At 55.4% G+C, this 21490-nt stretch carries 16 protein-coding genes; 7 read left to right on the top strand and 9 right to left on the bottom strand.

Annotated features, from left to right (window positions below; genetic code table 11):
- Positions 1-6: 6 nt before the first annotated feature.
- Both carB and M8014_RS10905 read left to right on the top strand, forming a co-directional pair.
- Entirely contained in the window at positions 7-3231 is a 3225-nt protein-coding gene (carB, locus tag M8014_RS10910; protein ID WP_271282490.1) for a carbamoyl-phosphate synthase large subunit, read from the top strand.
- A gap of 142 nt (positions 3232-3373) precedes the next feature.
- The gene (locus M8014_RS10905; protein ID WP_271282489.1) at positions 3374-3607 is read left to right on the top strand and encodes a YgdI/YgdR family lipoprotein; all 234 of its coding nucleotides are present in this window, start codon (positions 3374-3376) and stop codon (positions 3605-3607) included.
- A 51-nt stretch (positions 3608-3658) separates the two neighbouring features.
- Here M8014_RS10905 and M8014_RS10900 read toward each other — a convergent pair whose 3' ends face one another.
- Positions 3659-6190: an autotransporter family protein gene (locus tag M8014_RS10900; protein WP_271282488.1), complete on the bottom strand. Its 2532-nt coding sequence runs from the start codon at positions 6188-6190 to the stop codon at positions 3659-3661.
- On the opposite strand from M8014_RS10900, the gene M8014_RS10895 reads away from it, so the two are divergent.
- From M8014_RS10895 to folA, 4 genes are all read left to right on the top strand, one after another.
- Positions 6177-6539, top strand: a complete 363-nt coding sequence (locus M8014_RS10895; RefSeq protein ID WP_271282487.1) for a hypothetical protein — start codon at positions 6177-6179, stop codon at positions 6537-6539. The genes M8014_RS10900 and M8014_RS10895 overlap by 14 nt on opposite strands.
- 401 nt (positions 6540-6940) lie before the next feature.
- Positions 6941-7471, top strand: coding sequence for a glutathione-regulated potassium-efflux system oxidoreductase KefF (gene kefF, locus M8014_RS10890; RefSeq protein WP_271282486.1), 531 nt, complete (start codon positions 6941-6943; stop codon positions 7469-7471).
- The gene (kefC, locus tag M8014_RS10885) at positions 7464-9329 is read left to right on the top strand and encodes a glutathione-regulated potassium-efflux system protein KefC (protein ID WP_271282485.1); all 1866 of its coding nucleotides are present in this window, start codon (positions 7464-7466) and stop codon (positions 9327-9329) included. Before kefF ends, kefC begins: the two co-directional genes overlap by 8 nt.
- Before the next feature lie 115 nt (positions 9330-9444).
- Positions 9445-9924 carry a type 3 dihydrofolate reductase gene (gene folA / locus M8014_RS10880; protein ID WP_271282484.1) on the top strand — a complete coding sequence of 160 codons (480 nt, stop codon included), beginning with the start codon at positions 9445-9447 and terminating at the stop codon, positions 9922-9924.
- 42 nt (positions 9925-9966) lie between these two features.
- Here the strand turns inward: folA and apaH are convergent, their stop codons facing one another.
- The 6 genes from apaH to lptD are packed head-to-tail and all read right to left on the bottom strand — an operon-like array spanning position 9967 to position 16691.
- Entirely contained in the window at positions 9967-10815 is an 849-nt protein-coding gene (apaH, locus tag M8014_RS10875) for a bis(5'-nucleosyl)-tetraphosphatase (symmetrical) ApaH (RefSeq protein ID WP_271282483.1), read from the bottom strand.
- A 3-nt stretch (positions 10816-10818) separates the two neighbouring features.
- Positions 10819-11196, bottom strand: coding sequence for a Co2+/Mg2+ efflux protein ApaG (gene apaG, locus M8014_RS10870; RefSeq protein WP_271282482.1), 378 nt, complete (start codon positions 11194-11196; stop codon positions 10819-10821).
- Between the two features lie 3 nt (positions 11197-11199).
- Entirely contained in the window at positions 11200-12021 is an 822-nt protein-coding gene (gene rsmA / locus M8014_RS10865) for a 16S rRNA (adenine(1518)-N(6)/adenine(1519)-N(6))-dimethyltransferase RsmA (protein WP_271282481.1), read from the bottom strand.
- Positions 12018-13004 carry a 4-hydroxythreonine-4-phosphate dehydrogenase PdxA gene (pdxA, locus tag M8014_RS10860; protein WP_271282480.1) on the bottom strand — a complete coding sequence of 329 codons (987 nt, stop codon included), beginning with the start codon at positions 13002-13004 and terminating at the stop codon, positions 12018-12020. The genes rsmA and pdxA overlap by 4 nt, the downstream gene beginning before the upstream one ends.
- Positions 13004-14290 carry a peptidylprolyl isomerase SurA gene (surA, locus tag M8014_RS10855; RefSeq protein WP_271282479.1) on the bottom strand — a complete coding sequence of 429 codons (1287 nt, stop codon included), beginning with the start codon at positions 14288-14290 and terminating at the stop codon, positions 13004-13006. The genes pdxA and surA overlap by 1 nt, the downstream gene beginning before the upstream one ends.
- Before the next feature lie 52 nt (positions 14291-14342).
- Positions 14343-16691, bottom strand: coding sequence for an LPS assembly protein LptD (gene lptD, locus M8014_RS10850; RefSeq protein ID WP_271282478.1), 2349 nt, complete (start codon positions 16689-16691; stop codon positions 14343-14345).
- Between the two features lie 240 nt (positions 16692-16931).
- On the opposite strand from lptD, the gene djlA reads away from it, so the two are divergent.
- Complete coding sequence (gene djlA / locus M8014_RS10845) at positions 16932-17750, top strand: co-chaperone DjlA (RefSeq protein ID WP_271282477.1); 819 nt, start codon at positions 16932-16934, stop codon at positions 17748-17750.
- Positions 17751-17790: 40 nt separating this feature from the next.
- On the opposite strand, the gene rluA is transcribed toward djlA, so the two are convergent.
- Positions 17791-18450 carry a bifunctional tRNA pseudouridine(32) synthase/23S rRNA pseudouridine(746) synthase RluA gene (gene rluA / locus M8014_RS10840; RefSeq protein WP_271282476.1) on the bottom strand — a complete coding sequence of 220 codons (660 nt, stop codon included), beginning with the start codon at positions 18448-18450 and terminating at the stop codon, positions 17791-17793.
- A gap of 12 nt (positions 18451-18462) precedes the next feature.
- Positions 18463-21369 (bottom strand): RNA polymerase-associated protein RapA, encoded by a 2907-nt coding sequence (gene rapA / locus M8014_RS10835; protein WP_271282475.1) that lies wholly within the window; start codon positions 21367-21369, stop codon positions 18463-18465.
- Positions 21370-21490 lie beyond the last annotated feature (121 nt).

Genomic DNA, 21490 nt, shown 5'->3' with positions numbered 1-21490 from the left:
AAGACCATGCCAAAACGTACAGACATAAAAAGCATCCTGATCCTTGGCGCTGGCCCGATCGTTATCGGCCAGGCCTGTGAATTCGACTACTCTGGTGCCCAGGCGTGTAAAGCCCTGCGTGAAGAGGGTTACCGCGTAATTCTGGTGAACTCCAACCCGGCCACCATCATGACCGACCCGGATATGGCTGATGCGACCTACATCGAGCCGATTCACTGGGAAGTGGTACGCAAAATTATTGAAAAAGAGCGTCCGGATGCAGTTCTGCCGACGATGGGTGGCCAGACGGCGCTGAACTGCGCGCTGGAGCTGGAGCGTCAGGGCGTGCTGGCTGAGTTCGGCGTGACCATGATTGGCGCCACTGCCGACGCGATTGATAAAGCGGAAGACCGCCGCCGTTTTGACGTGGCAATGAAGAAAATCGGCCTCGACACTGCGCGTTCCGGTATCGCACACACCATGGAAGAAGCGCTGGCAGTTGCCGCTGACGTGGGCTATCCGTGCATCATCCGCCCTAGCTTCACCATGGGCGGCACCGGCGGCGGTATTGCGTACAACCGCGAAGAGTTCGAAGAGATTTGCGAACGTGGTCTGGATCTCTCCCCAACCAAAGAGCTGCTGATTGATGAGTCGCTGATTGGCTGGAAAGAGTACGAGATGGAAGTGGTGCGTGATAAAAACGACAACTGCATCATCGTCTGCTCTATCGAAAACTTCGACGCCATGGGTATCCACACCGGTGACTCCATCACCGTGGCGCCAGCGCAGACCCTGACCGACAAAGAATATCAAATCATGCGTAACGCCTCGATGGCGGTTCTGCGTGAGATTGGCGTCGAAACCGGCGGCTCTAACGTGCAGTTCTCGGTCAACCCGAAGAACGGCCGTCTGATTGTTATCGAGATGAACCCGCGCGTATCCCGTTCTTCTGCGCTGGCATCGAAAGCGACCGGCTTCCCGATTGCGAAAGTGGCGGCGAAGCTGGCGGTGGGTTACACCCTCGATGAGCTGATGAACGACATTACCGGTGGCCGCACCCCGGCCTCGTTCGAACCGTCAATTGACTACGTTGTCACCAAGATCCCTCGCTTTAACTTCGAGAAATTTGCCGGTGCGAACGACCGTCTGACCACCCAGATGAAGTCCGTCGGTGAAGTGATGGCGATTGGCCGCACCCAGCAGGAATCCCTGCAGAAAGCGCTGCGCGGGCTGGAAGTGGGCGCGATGGGCTTCGACCCGAAAGTGAGCCTGGATGACCCGGAAGCGCTGACCAAAATCCGCCGCGAGCTGAAAGACGCGGGCGCCGAGCGTATCTGGTATATCGCTGACGCGTTCCGTGCGGGCCTGTCCGTCGACGGCGTGTTCAACCTGACCAATATCGACCGCTGGTTCCTGGTACAGATTGAAGAGCTGGTGCGTCTGGAAGAGCAGGTTGCACAGATGGGCATTACCGGCCTCGACGCGGACTTCCTGCGTATGCTGAAGCGCAAAGGCTTTGCCGATGCGCGTCTGGCGACGCTGGCTGGCGTGCGTGAATCAGAAATCCGTAAGCTGCGCGACCAGTACAACCTGCACCCGGTCTACAAACGCGTGGATACCTGTGCGGCAGAATTTGCCACCGACACCGCCTACATGTACTCCACGTACGAAGACGAGTGCGAAGCAAATCCCTCCACGGATCGCGATAAAATTATGGTACTCGGCGGCGGTCCAAACCGTATCGGCCAGGGCATCGAATTTGACTACTGCTGCGTACACGCTTCGCTGGCGCTGCGCGAAGACGGTTACGAGACCATTATGGTCAACTGTAACCCAGAGACGGTTTCGACTGACTACGACACCTCTGACCGTCTGTATTTCGAGCCGGTGACCCTGGAAGACGTGCTGGAAATCGTGCGCATCGAGAAGCCGAAGGGCGTTATCGTGCAGTACGGCGGCCAGACCCCGCTGAAACTGGCGCGCGCGCTGGAAGCCGCAGGTGTGCCGATTATCGGTACCAGCCCGGATGCGATTGACCGTGCAGAAGACCGCGAACGTTTCCAGAAGGCGGTAGACCGTCTGAAGCTGAAACAGCCAGCCAACGCCACCGTCACCGCAATTGAAATGGCCGTTGAGAAGGCCAAAGAGATTGGTTACCCGCTGGTGGTGCGTCCGTCTTACGTGCTGGGCGGCCGCGCAATGGAAATCGTCTACGACGAAGCAGACCTGCGCCGTTACTTCCAGACCGCCGTCAGCGTCTCTAACGATGCGCCGGTGCTGCTGGACCGCTTCCTGGATGATGCAGTAGAAGTGGATGTCGATGCCATCTGCGACGGCGAAATGGTGCTGATTGGTGGCATCATGGAACACATCGAGCAGGCGGGCGTTCACTCTGGTGACTCGGCATGTTCTCTGCCTGCGTACACTCTGAGCCAGGATATTCAGGATGTGATGCGCCAGCAGGTGCAGAAACTGGCCTTCGAGCTGCAGGTGCGCGGCCTGATGAACGTCCAGTTCGCGGTGAAAGATAACGAAGTCTACCTGATTGAAGTCAACCCGCGTGCGGCGCGTACCGTGCCCTTCGTCAGTAAAGCCACCGGCGTACCGCTGGCAAAAGTGGCGGCGCGCGTGATGGCGGGCCAGACGCTGGCACAGCAGGGCGTAACCAAAGAGATTATCCCGCCGTACTACTCGGTGAAGGAAGTGGTCCTGCCGTTCAACAAATTCCCGGGCGTTGACCCGCTGTTAGGGCCAGAGATGCGCTCTACCGGGGAAGTGATGGGCGTCGGTCGCACCTTTGCAGAAGCCTTTGCTAAAGCACAGCTGGGTAGCAACTCCACCATGAAGAAACAGGGCCGTGCGCTGCTCTCCGTACGTGAAGGCGACAAAGAGCGCGTGGTGGACCTGGCGGCGAAACTGCTGAAACAGGGCTTTGAGCTGGATGCCACCCACGGTACCGCGATTGTGCTGGGCGAAGCAGGCATCAACCCGCGTCTGGTGAACAAGGTGCATGAAGGTCGTCCGCACATTCAGGACCGTATCAAGAATGGCGAATACACCTACATCATCAACACCACCGAAGGGCGTCAGGCGATTGAAGACTCCAAGCTGATCCGCCGCAGCGCGCTGCAGTACAAAGTGCACTACGACACCACCCTGAACGGCGGTTTCGCAACAGCCATGGCGCTGAATGCGGATGCTACCGAGAAGGTGATTTCGGTGCAGGAAATGCACGCGCAAATTAACAAGTAACTGTTGTAACCCGGCGGCGCAACGCGTCGCCGGGCTTTTACTCCTCTCTTCAGAACCTTCTGCTTTTTCATCTCCCACCAGTCAGTTAGCCTAAAATTATCAGCGTGATAATTAAATCCAACTGAAACGCAGGGAGAACACCATGCGAAATAAACTTCTGATGACTTCAATTTTTGCAGCCGCAGCGCTGTTTACCGTTGCCGGTTGTTCCTCTAACCAGGCGGTGAAAACCACCGATGGCAAAACGATCGTCACCGACGGAAAACCGCAGATAGATGACGATACCGGGCTGGTGTCCTATGAAAATGCCGAGACCGGCCAGACGGAACAGATTAACCGCGATCAGGTTAAATCGATGGGTGAACTGAAGAACTGATAAAAAAATGCAGTGGCCTGGGCCACTGCATGGGTTGTTGCGGAAGTGTGATTACCAGCGATGGTTCAGCAGAATATGACCGCCATAGGCGTCGTAGCTGTTCTCGCCCCATTCGCCGCTTGCGCGCAGCGAGATCATGGTGGTTGGATTCAGCTTACCGGTGATGCCCAGCTCCAGCTGACCACGGTCGTCCGGGGTGTCGTTGCTGAACTTCTCACCGTTAAAGGCGATATCGTTCTGACCTGCGCCTTTTAACCAGTTGACGGCGACATAGGGTTGCCATGCCTGGACATCTTTCTGGTTAAAGTAGCTGGTTTTCACGCCCGCCCGGCCGAGAAGGGTGTCGTTATCAGGGGTAGAGATCCGTACCCCATCAGCGTCAGTGTGATTTTCCTGGTCAAGGTAGCTATACACCGCCTGAATTTGCGGTTCAATCTTCCAGGTTCTTTCGCTTTCTGAATCAACAACCCAGGCGTGACCCGCTTCCAGCGAGGCGGCAAAGCCTTTGCTGTTATACGACTCATCGCTACGATCGTCGCTGCGCAGTGTGTTGTGATACCAGCCGAAGGAGGCCCAGCTGTCGATATAGCTGCCTTTGCGCAGCTGCTGATCTTCCTGCCAGGTGGCGTAGACGCCCACATTCACACCATCGACTTTACCCTGAGCGGAGCGATTGCTGCCCGTTGAGGTGGAGTCAGTTTTTGCCTGACCCGCACCGAACATCATGCCGCTGTGTAAAACACCGGTATCCATCTTTTTGCTGATGAAATCGCTGCCGACCTGCATTACGTACTGAGTGGTGTCGTAGCTCACTTTGCCGCCCGCCACGTCATTTTCATGATAGCGGCCTTTGACATACATCCAGGTATTGAGATCGTCTTCATCACGCAGCGTCAGCTGATCGCGATCGTCACGTTTGTGCAGGAACATGTCCTGTGCCGCCAGATAGTTACCTAAATAAGCGCCGACTTCTGGCGCAAGATTATTCGGGGCCGGTGGCGTGTAGCCGCCATCGTCATTGCCATTCGTATCCGTGCCGCTGTCGTCACTGCCGCCATCATCCGGCGTAACATTGCCGTCAGTACCGCTGTCATCACTGCCGCCATCATCCGGCGTAACATTGCCGTCAGTACCGCTGTCATCGTCTGGAATGACATCAGGAATCGGAGTGGTATCGACCGATTCCAGATACCAGTTGCCGTCGCTATGCTGGTTCAGGCTATATTCCCATGCTCCTACCACGACCGGGCTGGACAACGAGAACGCTGCCGCAGAGGTACCACCCACGCTCACTACCTGCATACCATTGACGGTCTGTGCACCTGCGCCGCCGATGTTGGTGATGTTGATACCTGATCCACCCGCGCTGCTGCCGGTGATGGTCAGATGGTCGGTAGCAGAATTATCATCGGCCACCACGCTGTTCATCGAGATAAGGCTGCCGCTCGTGCCGGTGTAATCCCCGTTGATGGTGAAGTCGTTGCCCACGCTGTCATTCAGTCCGCCGATTTGCAGCATGCCGCTGTTGGTGACGTTGCCATTGATGGTATTGAGGGTTGAAGCGCTGGAGGATGCGGTCCCCTGCACGGCATTCCAGGATGCCAGGACGCCGCCGCTCAGGATATCCACGTTGGTATTGACGGTGCCTGCGCTGGCGAAGGTGGCGCCGTTATCAACCGTAAGGGTGGCGGTATTGCCCTGCGTGCCAAGCGTCGCACCTTCGGCGACCAGCGTGGTACCGCTGCTCAGAAGCGTATTGCCGGTATAGCTGTTATTGCCGGTCAGGGTCAGGATATTGGCATCCGTTTTGGTCACGCTGCCGGTGCCGGTAATGGCAGTGGCAAAGGTGGAATCTGCAGCCTGGTTAAATACCAGCGTACCGTTGTTGGTCAGCGTTCCGCTTAAGGCCCCGGTTTTCTCCCCGTTGCCCAACTGCAGGGTGGCGCCATCGGAAATCAGGGTGTTGCCAGCGTTGTTGACCGTACCTGCCAGAGTCAGTTTACCGGTATCGACCTTAAGCGAATCATCCGTACCGATAATATCCACGTTGCCGGTCAGATCCCACGCGGTACCTGACATGGTCAGGGAAGCGAAACCATCGCCATCATTCAGACCAATAAAATTGCTGTCTTCGCTTCCGTTACCCAATAATGTAAGCGTATTTGAGCTGGACACGGTAGAAATAACATCGCCCACAAGCTGCGAGTTCGTATTAAGTGTTAGCGTGTTTTTCTTGTCACTACTGAAGGTTATTGCGCTCCCGGAGCCTTTAATGACACCGGTATTGATGATGTTCACTTTGGTTTTATCGGCAACTAAAATACCGTTAGTGTTACCTTCAATCGTGCCGCTATTTGTCAGGCTGCTACCGCCTGTGCTCAGGAATTCGATACTATTACCCTGGTTACCCTTAACGACACCATCGTTTTCAAGGGTAATGCCTTCATTGGCGGTTATCGCCGTTTTACCTTCGATATGACCTGAGGTGTTATTGGTTATAATTATTCCGGAAATATTTTCACCAACCTGAATTCCATATTCAGCGCCGATAACCTTTCCGGCATTGGTAATGTTTCCTGCCATCTCCTCAACTGTGATCGCATTTGCGGCAGTGGATTCGATGGTTGCACCTTGGTTGTTATCAACAAGGAGGTTTTGTCCACCGGTACTGATCAGAAGCCCATCACCAGCACCGGTAATGGTACCTCGGTTTTCAACGTTTGTTACCACACTGTTCTCGAGCGTTACTGAAGGTGCCGTTGTTGCTGGAGAAATAATGACATTATCATTAATCGTATATGTCGTATCGCTGGAGAAAATTTGCGCTTCTGAAGTGGATTCTTCAATTGTTCCTGCATTAACTATTAACGGCGTAAATACAAATAACGCTGGAAATATTTTCCCTAACGACGTTGTTATTGAATTTAACTGAGGAGATTTGTTTTTCATTGCCACGTCCATTTGTGATTAAAAACGAAGATGTATTTTAAAGATAAGGGTATTTTTTTTGTAAATGCATGTTTTAAAAAGAAAAACCATATAATAAAACTCAGATTATTCACTCTTAACGCGTTTATGTATATTTATTAATTTTAAACCGTGATTTTATTATTAATTAAATGCTTTGTTATTAATATTGTTTTTATTAAAATGATCTATATTTTGTATATTATATTCTAGGATTATTAAATTAATTGCCGAAGTAGATTCCAGCAAGGAAACGTTTGGCGATCCTTGCGCTATACCCGGTGAAAGGGCGGGACCCCTTCAAACGCCTCCCTTTCCTGACTACACTGACAGCTTCAATAAGGACGCAGTCAAACCAGGTTAATCATGATACTCATCATTTACGCCCATCCTTATCCGCATCACTCCCATGCGAATAAGCGGATGCTTGAACAGGCAAGGTCAGTTGAAGGGGTGGAAATCCGCTCTCTCTATCAGCTGTACCCTGATTTTAATATTGATGTCGCAGCCGAACAGGCGGCCCTGGCAAGGGCAGATCTCATCATCTGGCAACACCCTATGCAGTGGTATAGCGCGCCTCCTTTGCTCAAACTCTGGATCGATAAAGTCTTCTCTCACGGCTGGGCCTATGGGCACAACGGTAAAGCTCTGCAGGGAAAAAGCCTGCTGTGGGCCGTGACCACCGGGGGCGGTGAGCAACATTTTAACATCGGCTCCCATCCCGGCTTTGAGATACTGGCGCAGCCGCTGCAGGCCACAGCTCTGTACTGCGGGCTGAACTGGCTCCCGCCGTTTGCGATGCACTGTACCTTTGTCTGTGACGACGAGACCCTGCAGGCGCAGGCCCGTCACTACAAACAACGTTTACTCGACTGGCAGGAGGCGCATCATGGATAGCCACACGTTGATACAGGCGCTTATTTATCTGGGGGCTGCGGCGCTGATTGTGCCTATTGCCGTCCGGCTGGGATTAGGGTCTGTATTGGGGTATCTGATTGCCGGGTGTGTGATTGGACCCTGGGGATTACGGCTGGTCACCGATGCTGAGGCCATTTTGCATTTTGCCGAAATCGGCGTGGTGCTGATGCTGTTTGTTATCGGGCTTGAGTTAGATCCGCGTCGCCTGTGGAAACTGCGGGCGTCGGTGTTTGGCGGCGGAGCGTTGCAGATGCTGGCCTGTGGTCTGCTGCTGGGCGGGTTTTGCATACTGCTGGGGATGGACTGGAAGGTGGCGGAGCTAATCGGCATGACGCTGGCGCTCTCCTCCACCGCCATCGCTATGCAGGCGATGAACGAGCGTAATCTCACGGTTTCGCAGCTGGGGCGCAGTACTTTTTCGGTCCTGCTGTTCCAGGATATCGCAGCGATTCCGCTGGTGGCGATGATCCCGCTGTTGGCTGCCTCGGGAGCGTCCACTACCCTTGGCGCCTTTGCCCTCTCGGCATTAAAAGTTGCCGGGGCGCTGACCCTGGTGGTACTGCTCGGGCGTTACGTCAGCCGACCGCTGCTGCGGTTTGTGGCGCGCTCTGGCCTGCGGGAAGTGTTCAGCGCCGTGGCCCTGTTTCTGGTCTTTGGCTTCGGGCTGATGCTGGAAGAGGCGGGGCTTTCAATGGCGATGGGGGCTTTTCTGGCAGGCGTTCTGCTGGCAAGTTCGGAATACCGTCATGCGCTGGAGAGCGATATCGAGCCTTTTAAGGGGCTGCTGCTGGGGCTGTTTTTCATTGGCGTCGGCATGTCGGTCGACTTTGGAACCCTGGTGACCCATCCGCTGCGCATCGCAACCCTGCTGGTGGGTTTCCTGGTCATCAAAATGGTGATGCTCTGGCTGGTCGCGCGTCCGTTGAAGGTCCCTAATAAACAGCGCCGCTGGTTTGCCGTGCTGCTGGGGCAGGGGAGCGAATTCGCCTTTGTGGTATTTGGGGCTGCAAATATGGCGAACGTGCTGGATCCCGAGTGGGCCAAAGCGCTGACGCTGGCGGTCGCGCTGTCGATGGCGGCGACGCCCTTACTGCTGGTGATCCTGAGTCGCCTTGAGGCGAAGGACAGTGGTCAGGAGCGTGAAGCGGATGAGATTGACGAAGAGCAGCCGCGGGTAATTATTGCCGGGTTCGGCCGCTTCGGGCAGATCGCGGGCCGTCTGTTACTCTCCAGCGGAGTGAAAATGGTCATTCTCGATCATGATCCTGACCACGTCGAAACGCTGCGCAAGTTCGATATGAAAGTGTTCTACGGTGATGCCACCCGCGTCGATCTGCTGGAATCCGCCGGGGCGCACAAGGCGGAAGTGTTGATCAATGCGATTGACGATCCGCAGGCGAGTCTGCAGCTGGCAGAGCTGGTGCTGGCACATTTCCCGCATCTGAAAATTATCTCCCGCGCCCGCGATGTCGATCATTACATCAAGCTGCGTCAGGCGGGCATCGAGACCGCAGAGCGTGAAACCTTCGAGGGTGCGCTTAAATCAGGCCGTCTGGCGCTGGAAAGTCTCGGACTTGGCGCGTATGAGGCCCGGGAACGTGCGGATCTGTTCCGCCGGTTTAATACTGAGATGGTCGAAGAGATGGTCGAGCTGACGGAAAACGATGCTTCGTCGCGCGCGGCAGTCGTCAAACGCACCAGCGCGATGCTGACCGAGATCATCAATGAAGATCGTAATCATCTGTCTCTGACCCAGCGTCATGGCTGGCAAGGAACGGAAGAGGGCAAGCATACCGGGGATCCGCAGGATGAGCCGGAGAGTAAACCTTTAGCGTGAAGCGGGGTTGCCAGCAAATATTAAATATTTCCGCTTCTTTACTCCGCCGCCAGTCGACGAAAGATTACGCTTTCCGTATAGTGGCGGCAATTTTTTTGCATCCGGGAATTAATCAATGATCAGTCTGATTGCGGCGTTAGCGATAGATCGCGTGATTGGTATGGAGAACGCCATGCCGTGGGATCTGCCTGCCGATCTCGCATGGTTTAAACGTACAACGTTGAACAAGCCGGTAGTAATGGGCCGCCTGACCTGGGAGTCAATCGGGCGACCGTTGCCGGGGCGTAAAAACATCGTATTAAGCAGCCAGCCGGGCACTGACGATCGTGTCGAATGGGTTAAGTCTGTCGAAGAAGCCATTGCTGCATGCGGTGATGCCGAAGAAGTGATGGTGATTGGCGGCGGTCGAGTTTATGAGCAGTTCCTGCCAAAAGCCCAGAAGTTGTATCTGACGCACATTGATGCCGAAGTGGAAGGGGATACCCATTTCCCGGACTACGATCCTGACCAGTGGGAGTCGGTCTTCAGCGAATTCCATGATGCGGATGCGCAAAATTCGCACAGCTACTGCTTCGAGATCCTTGAACGCCGCTAATCCTTATTGCACCTTTCCCATCGGGAAAGGTGCAGCTCTCTGCTACGAGGCGACTGCTTCATCCTCGCCTAAATCCAACCGCCGATTCGAAGGCTGAATAAAGTACGCTTTATCTTCCCAGCGCAGGCAGGTGAGATCGCCTCCCCAGCAGCAGCCGGTATCCAGCCCATAGATGCCCTCAGGGGTACCTTTGCCTTCCAGCGATGCCCAGTGGCCAAAGATCACGCTGTAATGGTCCGTTACTGGCCCAGGGATCGCAAACCACGGCTTGAGCGGCGTTGGCGCATTTTCCGGCACGTCCTTGCAGTACATATCCAGCTGGCCGTTCGGGAAGCAGTAACGCATGCGGGTAAAGGCGTTAGAGATGAAACGCAGGCGCGCAACGCCGCTGAGCTCCAGGCTCCAGTTATTGGGCATGTCGCCATACATTGCATCAAGGAAGAAGGGATACGAGTCGCTGGCCAGCACCGCTTCCACATCGCGTGCGCACTCTTTTGCGGTATCCAGATCCCACTGCGGGGTAATGCCCGCGTGTGCCATCACCAGTTTCTTCTCTTCATCGACCTGCAGCAGCGGCTGACGGCGTAACCAGTTAATCAGTTCATCGGCATCGGGCGCGTCCAGTAACGGCGTGATCCGGTCTTTAGGTTTGTTACGGCTGATACCTGCAAAGACGGCCAGCAGATGCAGGTCATGGTTGCCGAGGACAACCCGGACGCTATCGCCAAGCGACTTCACGTAGCGCAATACTTCCAGCGAGCCAGGGCCACGCGCGACGAGATCGCCCGTCAGCCACAATGTGTCCGTACCCGGGGTAAAATCCACCTGCTTTAACAACGCGATCAGTTCATCGTAGCAACCGTGAACGTCACCAATGAGATATGTAGACATATTTTAGTGAATGAGTGTTGGAACAGCCAGACGGAATACAGGAATGGCAATGCGGAACGCATTGCCGTCGGTATCGACCATTTCATAATGGCCTTGCATGGTACCCAGCGGCGTTTCGATTACTGCACCGCTGGTGTACTGATATTCTTCGCCGGGCTCGATGTGCGGTTGTTCACCGACGACACCTTCGCCCTGCACTTCGATTTCGCGGCCATTGCCGTTGGTAATAAGCCAATAGCGCCCAAGCAGTTGCACAGGCATCCGCCCCAGATTGCGAATGGTAACAGTGTAAGCAAAGACAAAGCGTTCTTCATCCGGTGTGGACTGGGATTCAACATAGATGCTTTGTACATGAACACATACGCGGGGCGAATCAATCATGGCTTAGCTCTCCTTCGGCGGCGCATTTTCGCTGATGTAATTAGCCAGCTTGCAGTACTGCTCTACGGAAATGTTCTCCGCACGCATGGCCGGGTCGATCCCCAGCTCAGCTAAAACCTCAACGGTAAACGAATTGCTCAGGCTGTTACGAATCGTTTTACGGCGCTGGTTAAACGCTTCTGTGGTGATACGGCTCAATACGCGCAATTCTTTGACCGGATACGGCATCGTTTTGTGCGGTACAAGACGCACAACCGCAGAATCCACTTTTGGCGGCGGTGTGAACGCGGTTGGCGGCACTTCCAGCACCGGTATCACGTTGCAGAAATATTGAGCCATTACGCTCAGTCGACCATACGCTTTACTGTTTGGGCCTGCAACCAGTCGGTTAACAACCTCTTTTTGCAACATGAAGTGCATGTCGGCAATGGCATCAGTATAGCTAAACAGGTGGAACATCAGCGGCGTGGAGATGTTATACGGCAGGTTACCGAACACGCGCAGTGGCTGACCCAGTTTCTCCGACAGCTCGCCGAAGTTCATGGTCATCGCATCCTGCTGATAAATGGTCAGCTTTGGCCCGAGGAACGGATGCGTCTGCAGACGGGCTGCCAGATCGCGGTCCAGTTCGATGACGGTCAGTTCATCCAGACGTTCACCTACCGGTTCGGTCAGTGCGGCCAGACCTGGACCGATCTCGACCATTGCCTGGCCTTTTTGTGGATTGATAGCCGAAACAATACTTTCGATCACGAACTGATCGTTGAGGAAGTTTTGCCCGAAACGTTTACGGGCTAAATGGCCCTGATGGACGCGATTATTCATTGAGTATTAACAATCATTTTGATGGCGAGATTAAGCGCCGTAATAAAACTGCCGACATCTGCTTTCCCCTGGCCTGCTAAATCGAGCGCAGTACCATGGTCAACAGACGTGCGAATAAAGGGTAAACCGAGGGTGATGTTCACGCCGCGGCCAAAGCCCTGGTATTTTAGCACGGGAAGGCCCTGATCGTGGTACATCGCCAGCACGGCGTCAGCATTCCCGAGATATTTCGGTTGGAACAGGGTATCGGCAGGCAAGGGGCCGCTAAGGTTCATCCCCTGCGCCCGCAGCGCGTCCAGTACCGGAATGATGGTGTCGATCTCTTCCATGCCCATGTGTCCGCCTTCCCCTGCATGTGGATTCAGGCCACACACCAGCACGTGCGGATCGTTGATACCGAACTTCGTGCGCAGATCGTGATGCAGGATCGTAATGACTTCATGCAGCAAGTCCGGGGTGATGGCATCAGCGACGGCTTTGATCGGCAGATGAGTCGTGGCCAGCGCGACCCGTAGCTCCTCAGTCGCCAGCATCATCACCACTTTCGGGCTGTGCGAGCGTTCTTCAAAAAACTCGGTATGACCGGTAAAGGCCACGCCCGCATCGTTGATCACCCCTTTATGAACCGGCCCGGTAATCAGCGCAGCAAATTCGCCGCTCAGGCAACCATCGCAGGCGCGCGCCAGCGTATCCACCACGTAATGACCGTTCCCGGTGCTGAGCTGGCCAGGGATAACCGGCGCGCGGAGTGGAACGGGCAGCAGCGTGAGCGTACCAGCCTGCTGCGGAAGGGGGGCGTTGTCCGCGTGATAAGGCAATAGCGTAAGCGGCAAATTGAGCAGCTTCGCCCGCGCTTCGAGCACGCTGGCATCCGCGCAGATCACCAGTTCGACCGGCCAGCTGCGCTGGGCAAGCTGGACGACCAAATCAGGACCAATCCCGGCGGGTTCGCCGGGCGTGATGACAACACGATGCGGTTGCATTACTTGCTCAGAACTTTGACGTAGGCGCTGGCGCGTTGTTCTTGCATCCAGGTCGCGGCTTCTTCAGAGAACTTACGATTGAACAGCATACGGTACGCGCGATCTTTTTGTGCCGCATCGGTTTTGTCGACATTGCGGGTGTCCAGCAGCTCAATCAGGTGCCAGCCGAAGGTGGAGTGAACCGGGGCGCTCAGCTGACCTTTGTTCATCTTCATTAATGCATCGCGGAAGGCCGGATCGTAAATATCCGCTGCCGCCCAGCCCAGATCGCCGCCCTGATTGGCAGATCCTGGATCCTGAGAGAACTCTTTCGCGGCGTTCACAAAGGAAGTTTTACCGCTGCGAATATCGGCGGCAATCTGCTCCAGTTTGGTACGCGCCTGGGTATCAGACATGATCGGGGAGGTTTTCAGCAGAATGTGGCGAGCGTGGACTTCGGTGACGGAGATGCTCTGGCTCTGGCCGCGCAAATCGTTCACTTTCAGCACATGGAAACCCACACCGGAACGGATCGGGCCGACGATATCGCCTTTCTTCGCCGTGCTCAGCGCCTGGGCAAAAATAGAAGGCAGTTCCTGAATACGTCCCCAGCCCATCTGGCCGCCTTTCAGCGCCTGCTGGTCAGCAGAATAGGTGATCGCCAGTTTGCCGAAGTCATCACCGTTACGTGCCTGTTCAACGATAGAACGCGCCTGGCTTTCTGCGTCAGCCACCTGGTCGGAAGACGGATTTTCCGGCAGTGGGATCAGAATGTGGCTCAGGTTAAGTTCGGTGCTGGCATCGTTCTGGTTGCCGACCTGTTTGGCCAGCGACTCCACTTCCTGCGGCAGGATAGTGACGCGACGACGCACTTCGTTGTTACGCACTTCAGAAATCAGCATCTCTTTGCGGATCTGATTGCGATAGGTTGAATTGCTGATGCCGTCATAGGCCAGACGGCTGCGCATCTGGTCGGCGGACATGTTGTTCTGTTTTGCAATGTTGGCGATTGCCTGATCGAGCTGCTCATCAGAGATCTTCACACCCATTTTCTGACCCATTTGCAGCACGATCTGATCCATGATCAGACGTTCAAGGATCTGATGACGCAGTGTGGCATCATCCGGAAGTTGCTGACCTGCCTGACCCGCGTTGAGCTTCACAGACTGCATCAAACCATCAACGTCGCTCTCAAGTACCACACCGTTGTTCACAACGGCAGCGACTTTGTCGACAACCTGTGGGGCCGCGAAGCTGGTATTCGCAACCATAGCGATACCGAGCAGCAGCGTTTTCCAGTTCTTCATACTTTTTCCATATCAATTACCGCAATTGCGGATTACGTTTCAATTCAAAACATCACAACGAATTTTGGTACGGCAGAATATTCGACCGCAGCATCTGCTGTGTACCCAGACCGTAGTTAGAGCTCAGGCCACGCAGCTCAATGTTAAAGCCGATAACTTTATCGTATTCGCTTTGCGCTCGGGTGTTATCCCAACCGTTCAGCTTACGTTCGTAGCCAACGCGGATAGCGTAACAGCATGAGCTATACTGCAGGCCCACCATTTGATCCGCCGGTTTGCTGGTATTGGTGTCGAAGTAATAGGCACCCACAACGGACCAGCGGTCAGCAATCGGCCAGCTTGCGGTACCGCCAACCTGCGAAATGCCCTCTTTATACTGCTCGGCAGACGCATAGTTAGGCAATGTCGCCTGGATGTATTCCGGGCTGGCGTAGCGGTAGCTCAGCTGCAGCAGGCGGTCTTCATCACGACGATACTCGAGGGTACCACTGCCGGTGGCAACGTTGTTCAGACGCGTATCGTACTGCACGCCGCCGCGCAGGCCCCAACGATCGGTCATGCGCCAGTAAGTATCTCCGGCCCAGACCAGTGCCCCTTTTTTGTCGTCCTGCTCCCATTGGATATTGTCATCACCGGTACGGGCTTCGGTGAAATAGTAGATTTGACCAACAGAAGCATTAAAACGTTCAATTGCCGCGTCATCATAAACGCGAGTTGTGACCCCGGTCGTGACCTGGTTAGCCGACGCGATACGGTCCAGACCGCCGTAAGTACGGTCGCGGAACAGGCCGCTGTAGTCCGATTGCAGGAACGCAGAGTCGTAGTTCTGGATATTGCTCTGATCGCGATACGGCACATACAGATACTGGGCGCGCGGCTCCAGCGTCTGGGTATAGCCTTCGCTCCAGCTCATGTCGCGTTCGAAGATCAGCTTGCCGTCCATTTTAAACTGCGGCAGCGTACGGTTAACGGAGTCTTCCAGATTAGTGCCGTTACTGGCGTTGTACTTCTCCAGATTGTCCTGCTGATAGTGCGTCGCCATCAGCTTCACTTCGGTGTCGAGGCTGGCCCAGTTGTTTGACACAGGCAGGTTGATCGTCGGCTCGAGGTGCAGGCGGGTAGATTCTGGCATATCACTGTTAGTGTTGACGAAATGCACCGCCTGGGCGTAGACGCGGGTATCAAATGGCCCAACGTTATTCTGGTACCAGTTAACGTCCAGCTGCGGTTCAGCGGCGTAAGTGCTGGTATTTTGGGTGCTGAACACCTGGAACTGTTTGGTTGACACCGTGGCGTCAAAGTTCTCTATCGCATAGCCTACGCTAAATTTCTGCGTGGCATAACCGTCGGTGCTGGAGCCGTATTTCGACGAGAAATCGTTGAAATAATTCGGATCGCTGACCTTGGTATAGTCAATATTGAAACGCCACACCTGATCCATCACCCCGGCGTGCTGCCAGTAGTACAGCCAGCGGTGGCGATCGCCCTCGGTCGGATGCTCATCTTCATAGACTTTATCCGAGGGCAAATAGTCCAGTTCCATCAGACCTGAACCGGCCTGTGTCAGATAGCGGAACTCGTTTTCCCACATGATGTTGCCGCGTTTGTGGATATAGTGCGGCGTGATCGTGGCGTCCATATTGGGCGCGATGTTCCAGTAGTACGGCAGGTAGAATTCGAAATAATTGCTGGTACTGTACTGGGCATTCGGGATCAAAAAGCCCGAGCGACGTTTATCACCCACCGGCAGCTGCAGGTAAGGGCTGTAGAAGACCGGCACCGGGCCGAGCTTAAAGCGGGCGTTCCAGATCTCAGCAACCTGCTCTTCGCGGTCGTGGATCACTTCGCTGCCGACCACGCTCCAGGTATCAGAGCCTGGCAGACAGGAGGTAAAGGTGCCGTTCTCGAGAATGGTATAGCGGTTTTCGCCGCGCTGCTTCATCAGATCGGCTTTACCGCGGCCCTGGCGTCCGACCATCTGGTAATCGCCTTCCCAGACATTGGTATCTTTAGTATTCAGATTCGACCAGGCTTTCGGACCTTTCAGAATGACCTGATTATCGTCATAGTGCACATTACCGAGCGCATCCACCGTACGTACCGGCTCAACCTTGCCTTCTGGCTGCTTCTGATGCAGCTGAACTTCATCGGCCAGCAGACGGCTGTTACCCTGGTTAATATCCACATTGCCGCTAAACACCGCATCGTCAGGGTAGTTACCTTTCGCGTTATCAGCGGTAATGGTGACCGGCAGCGTGTTCGTATCACCCTGAACCAGCGGGCGATCGTAGCTGGGGACGCCCAGCATACATTGCGAGGCAAGATCGGCCGCCAGCCCTTGTTGACTGTACAAGGCTGCAGCTATCATCGTGGCCAGGAGGGTGGGGATACGTTTTTTCATACGTTTTATTTATTGTTCCGTCATCAGTGGCTTATCGCTGGCAAACGGTCAGAGACTATCTTACTCATCATCGCAGTGCCAGCGTTAATCCTGCCCGTAAGCGAGCAGTGGGGATAGGCTCGCTATTGAATGACGAGTATGATAATGCAAATTATAGGCGATGTCCTTCAATTGACCGTGGCTCGACCACCGGAATGATGGCGTTGTGCGGGATCAAATACATCACCATTTGGGGAGTATATGCAGTATTGGGGAAAAATTATCGGCGTGGCCTTCGCTTTACTGATGGGCGCGGGTTTCTGGGGCATCGTTCTGGGGCTGATTATCGGCCATATGTTTGATAAAGCGCGAAGTCGTAAGATGGCGTGGTTTGCCAATCAACGCGAACGACAGGCACTTTTTTTTGCCACCACCTTTGAAGTGATGGGCCATCTGACCAAATCGAAAGGGCGGGTGACGGAGGCGGACATCCACATAGCCAGCCAGTTTATGGATCGCTTGAGCCTGCACGGGGACTCCCGGGCGGCGGCACAGCACGCTTTTCGGATCGGCAAGGCGGATAACTATCCCCTGCGCGAAAAAATGCGTCAGTTTCGTGGCATCTGCTTCGGTCGTTCGGACTTAATTCGGATGTTTCTGGAAATTCAGATTCAGGCTGCGTTCGCTGACGGCTCGTTACACCCTAACGAACGTGAGGTGCTGTACGTCATAGCCGAGGAGCTGGGTATCTCCCGCAACCAGTTCGATCAGTTCCTGCGGATGATGCAGGGCGGGGCGCATTTTGGTGGTGGCTATCAGCAACAGCAGGCGGGCGGCGGCGGTTGGCAGCAGGCGCAGCGGGGACCGACGCTGGAAGATGCCTGTAACGTGCTGGGCGTTAAGCCCACTGACGATGCGACGACCATTAAGCGCGCCTACCGCAAGCTGATGAGCGAACACCATCCGGATAAGCTGGTGGCGAAAGGTTTACCGCCAGAAATGATGGAGATGGCGAAGCAGAAAGCGCAGGAAATTCAGAAAGCGTACGAACTGATTAAAGAGCAGAAAGGCTTTAAGTAAGGATGAAAGCCCGGCAGGCAAAGTGCTGCCGGGCAACTCGTCAAAAATCCACCGGGGCCTTGAAGGTCATCGGCGTGCCATATTCAGGATGGGTAATGGTCAGCATCTCAGCGTGCAGCTGCAGGCGCGGGGCCATCGCCAGCGCCTCCGGTGAGGCATAAAAGCGGTCACCCAGAATCGGATGCCCTAACGCCAGCATATGCACACGCAGCTGGTGCGAGCGGCCGGTAATCGGTTTTAACCGCACCCGCGCGCTATTGTCCTGCGCGTACTCCAGCACTTCATACTCGGTCTGCGCCGCTTTACCGGTCTCGTAGCACACCATCTGCTTCGGGCGGTTCGGCCAGTCGCAGATCAGCGGCAGATCAACCAGCCCTTCGGCTGGCTGGGGATGACCCCAGACCCGTGCCACGTACTGTTTCTTCGTCTCGCGCTCGCGAAACTGGCGCTTAAGTTCACGCTCAGCCGCCTTGGTCAACGCCACCACAATCACACCGCTGGTCGCCATGTCCAGACGGTGGACGGACTCCGCCTGGGGATGATCGCGCTGAATACGCGTCATCACGCTGTCTTTGTGCTCATCCAGCCTGCCGGGCACGGACAACAAGCCGCTCGGCTTGTTGACCACCATAATATGTTCATCCTGATACAGAATGATCAGCCACGGATCCTGCGGGGGATTGTAGGGTTCCATTACCATTTTGCGCCTCGCTTACTGATGCGTCACAACGATGAGGCGCAGCGCATCCAGACGCCAGCCCGCCTCGTCCAGGCTTTCGAGCACCTGCTGACGATTGCTTTCGATCGCCGCCAGCTCGTCGTCACGGATGTTCGGGTTTACCGCTCTCAGCGCTTCCAGACGAGATAGCTCGGCTGACAGTTTTTCATCAGCTTCACTGCGTGCGGCATCAATTAATACGCGAGCCGCTTTCTCAATCTGCGTTTCACCCTGTTGCAGAATGGCATAAACGTCCTGCTGAACGGCGTTCACCAGCTTACTGCCGGTATGACGGTTAACCGCACTGAGCTGACGGTTAAAGCTTTCAAACTCAACCTGCGCCGCGAGGTTGGTACCGTTCTTATCCAGCAGCAAACGCACCGGCGTGGCGGGCAGGAAGCGGTTAAGCTGCAGCTGTTTCGGCGCCTGGGCTTCCACAACGTAAATCAGCTCGAGCAGTAGCGTGCCCACCGGCAAGGCTTTGTTCTTCAACAGCGAAATAGTGCTGCTGCCGGTATCGCCGGAGAGGATCAGATCCAGGCCGTTACGAATCAACGGGTGTTCCCAGGTAATGAACTGGGCATCTTCGCGAGACAGGGCCACATCACGTTCAAAGGTGATGGTGCAGCCATCTTCCGGCAGGCCAGGGAAGTCCGGCACCAGCATATGATCGGACGGGGTGAGCACAATCATGTTCTCCCCACGATCGTCCTGGTTAATACCGACGATATCGAACAGGTTCATGGCAAAGCTGATCAGGCTGGTATCGTCATCCTGCTCTTCGATGCTTTCGGCCAGGGCCTGCGCTTTTTCACCGCCGTTAGAGTGGATCTCCAGCAGACGATCCCGGCCCTGTTCCAGCTGAACTTTCAGTGCGTCGTGCTGTTCACGACAGACTTTGATCAGATCGTCAAAGCCGTCGGTGATTTCCGGCGATGCGAGGAAGGCTGTCAGCTCGCTATGGACGTTGTCGTAAATGGTGCGACCGGTCGGGCAGGTATGTTCAAACGCATCCAGCCCTTCGTGGAACCAACGCACCAGCACTGACTGGGCCGTTTTTTCCAGATACGGCACATGGATTTGGATATCGTGCGCCTGGCCAATACGGTCCAGACGACCAATACGCTGCTCCAGCAGATCCGGGTTGAACGGCAGGTCGAACATCACCAGACGGCTGGCGAACTGGAAGTTACGCCCTTCGGAACCGATTTCGGAACACAGCAGAACCTGTGCGCCGCTGTCTTCTTCGGAGAACCAGGCCGCTGCGCGGTCGCGCTCAATGATCGACATCCCTTCATGGAACACCGCGGCGCGAATGCCTTCCCGCTCGCGCAGAACCTGCTCAAGCTGTAGGGCTGTGGTGGCTTTGGCGCAAATGACCAGCACTTTCTGGGCGCGATTCGCGGTCAGGTAGCCCATCAGCCATTCAACGCGCGGATCGAAGTTCCACCAGGTGCCGCTGTCGCCTTCAAATTCCTGGTAAATCTGTTCCGGATAGAGCATATCGCGGGCGCGCTCTTCCGCCGTTTTGCGTGCGCCCATGATGCCAGAGACTTTGATCGCGGTCTGGTACTGGGTTGGCAGCGGCAGACGGATGGTGTGCAGCTCGCGTTTCGGGAAACCTTTCACCCCGTTACGGGTGTTACGGAACAGGACGCGGCTGGTGCCGTGGCGGTCCATCAGCATCGAGACCAGCTCCTGACGCGCGGCTTCAGCGCCGTCACGGTCGCTGTTGGCGGCCTGCAGTAAGGGCTCGATATCCTGTTCGCCAATCAGATCGCTCAGGGTATTGAGCTCGTCGTTGGACAGATGCTTGCCCGCCAGCAACAGGGCAACGGCATCGGCCACCGGGCGATAATTTTTCTGCTCTTCAACAAACTGCGCGAAGTCGTGGAAGCGGCTCGGATCGAGCAGGCGCAGACGCGCAAAATGGCTTTCCAGACCCAGCTGCTCCGGCGTTGCGGTCAGCAGCAGGATCCCCGGCACGCGCTCGGCCAGCTGTTCAATCGCCATATACTCACGGCTTGGCGCCTCTTCGCTCCACACCAGATGGTGCGCTTCATCGACCACCATGATGTCCCATTCGGCATCACACAGGTGTTCGAGGCGCTGCTTGCTGCGGCGGACAAAGTCCAGGGAGCAGATTACCAGCTGTTCGGTTTCGAACGGGTTATCGGCATCGTGCTGGGCTTCGGCATAGCGCTCATCGTCGAACAGGGAGAAGCGCAGGTTAAAGCGGCGCAGCATCTCCACCAGCCACTGGTGCTGCAGGGTTTCCGGCACCACGATCAGCACACGTTCGGCCGCGCCCGCGAGCAGCTGCTGATGCAGAATCATGCCCGCTTCGATGGTTTTACCTAAACCCACTTCATCGGCCAGCAGGACACGCGGCGCATGGCGACGGCCGACATCATGGGCAATGTTGAGCTGGTGAGGGATCAGGCTGGTGCGCTGACCGCGCAGGCCGCTCCACGGCATCCGGTACTGTTCGCTCTGGAATTTACGCGCGCGATAGCGCAGCGAGAAGCGATCCATACGGTCAATCTGACCGGCAAACAGGCGATCCTGTGGCTTGCTGAATACCAGTTTGCTGTCGAGCAGTACTTCGCGCAGCATCACATCGGTCTCGTCGGTATCGAGACGCGTGCCGATATAGGCCAGCAGTCCGTTCTCTTCTTTTACGTCTTCAATCTTCAGCTGCCAGCCTTCATGGCTGGTAACGGTGTCGCCCGGGTTGAACATCACGCGGGTGACAGGGGAGTCATTGCGAGAATACAGACGGTTTTCACCGGTTGCGGAGAAAAGGAAAGTGACCATCCGCGCATCCAGCGCCACTACCGTTCCTAATCCAAGTTCGCTTTCTGTATCGCTGATCCAGCGTTGACCAAGTGTAAAAGGCATATTTGTTCGGCTCTAATCTTTAATTGCAGGCAATAGTTCAACTACCGTTCAAAATGACGGCAATCGAATAATGGGTCCGGGAATGGAAAGGGCGCTATGGTACTGGATGGCAGCGATTTCG

The sequence above is a fragment of the Silvania hatchlandensis genome (assembly GCF_025564065.1).
Lineage (GTDB): Bacteria > Pseudomonadota > Gammaproteobacteria > Enterobacterales > Enterobacteriaceae > Enterobacter > Enterobacter hatchlandensis.
The sequence above is the reverse complement of the archived record's forward strand: the minus strand, read 5'-3'. Positions and strand labels throughout refer to the sequence as shown.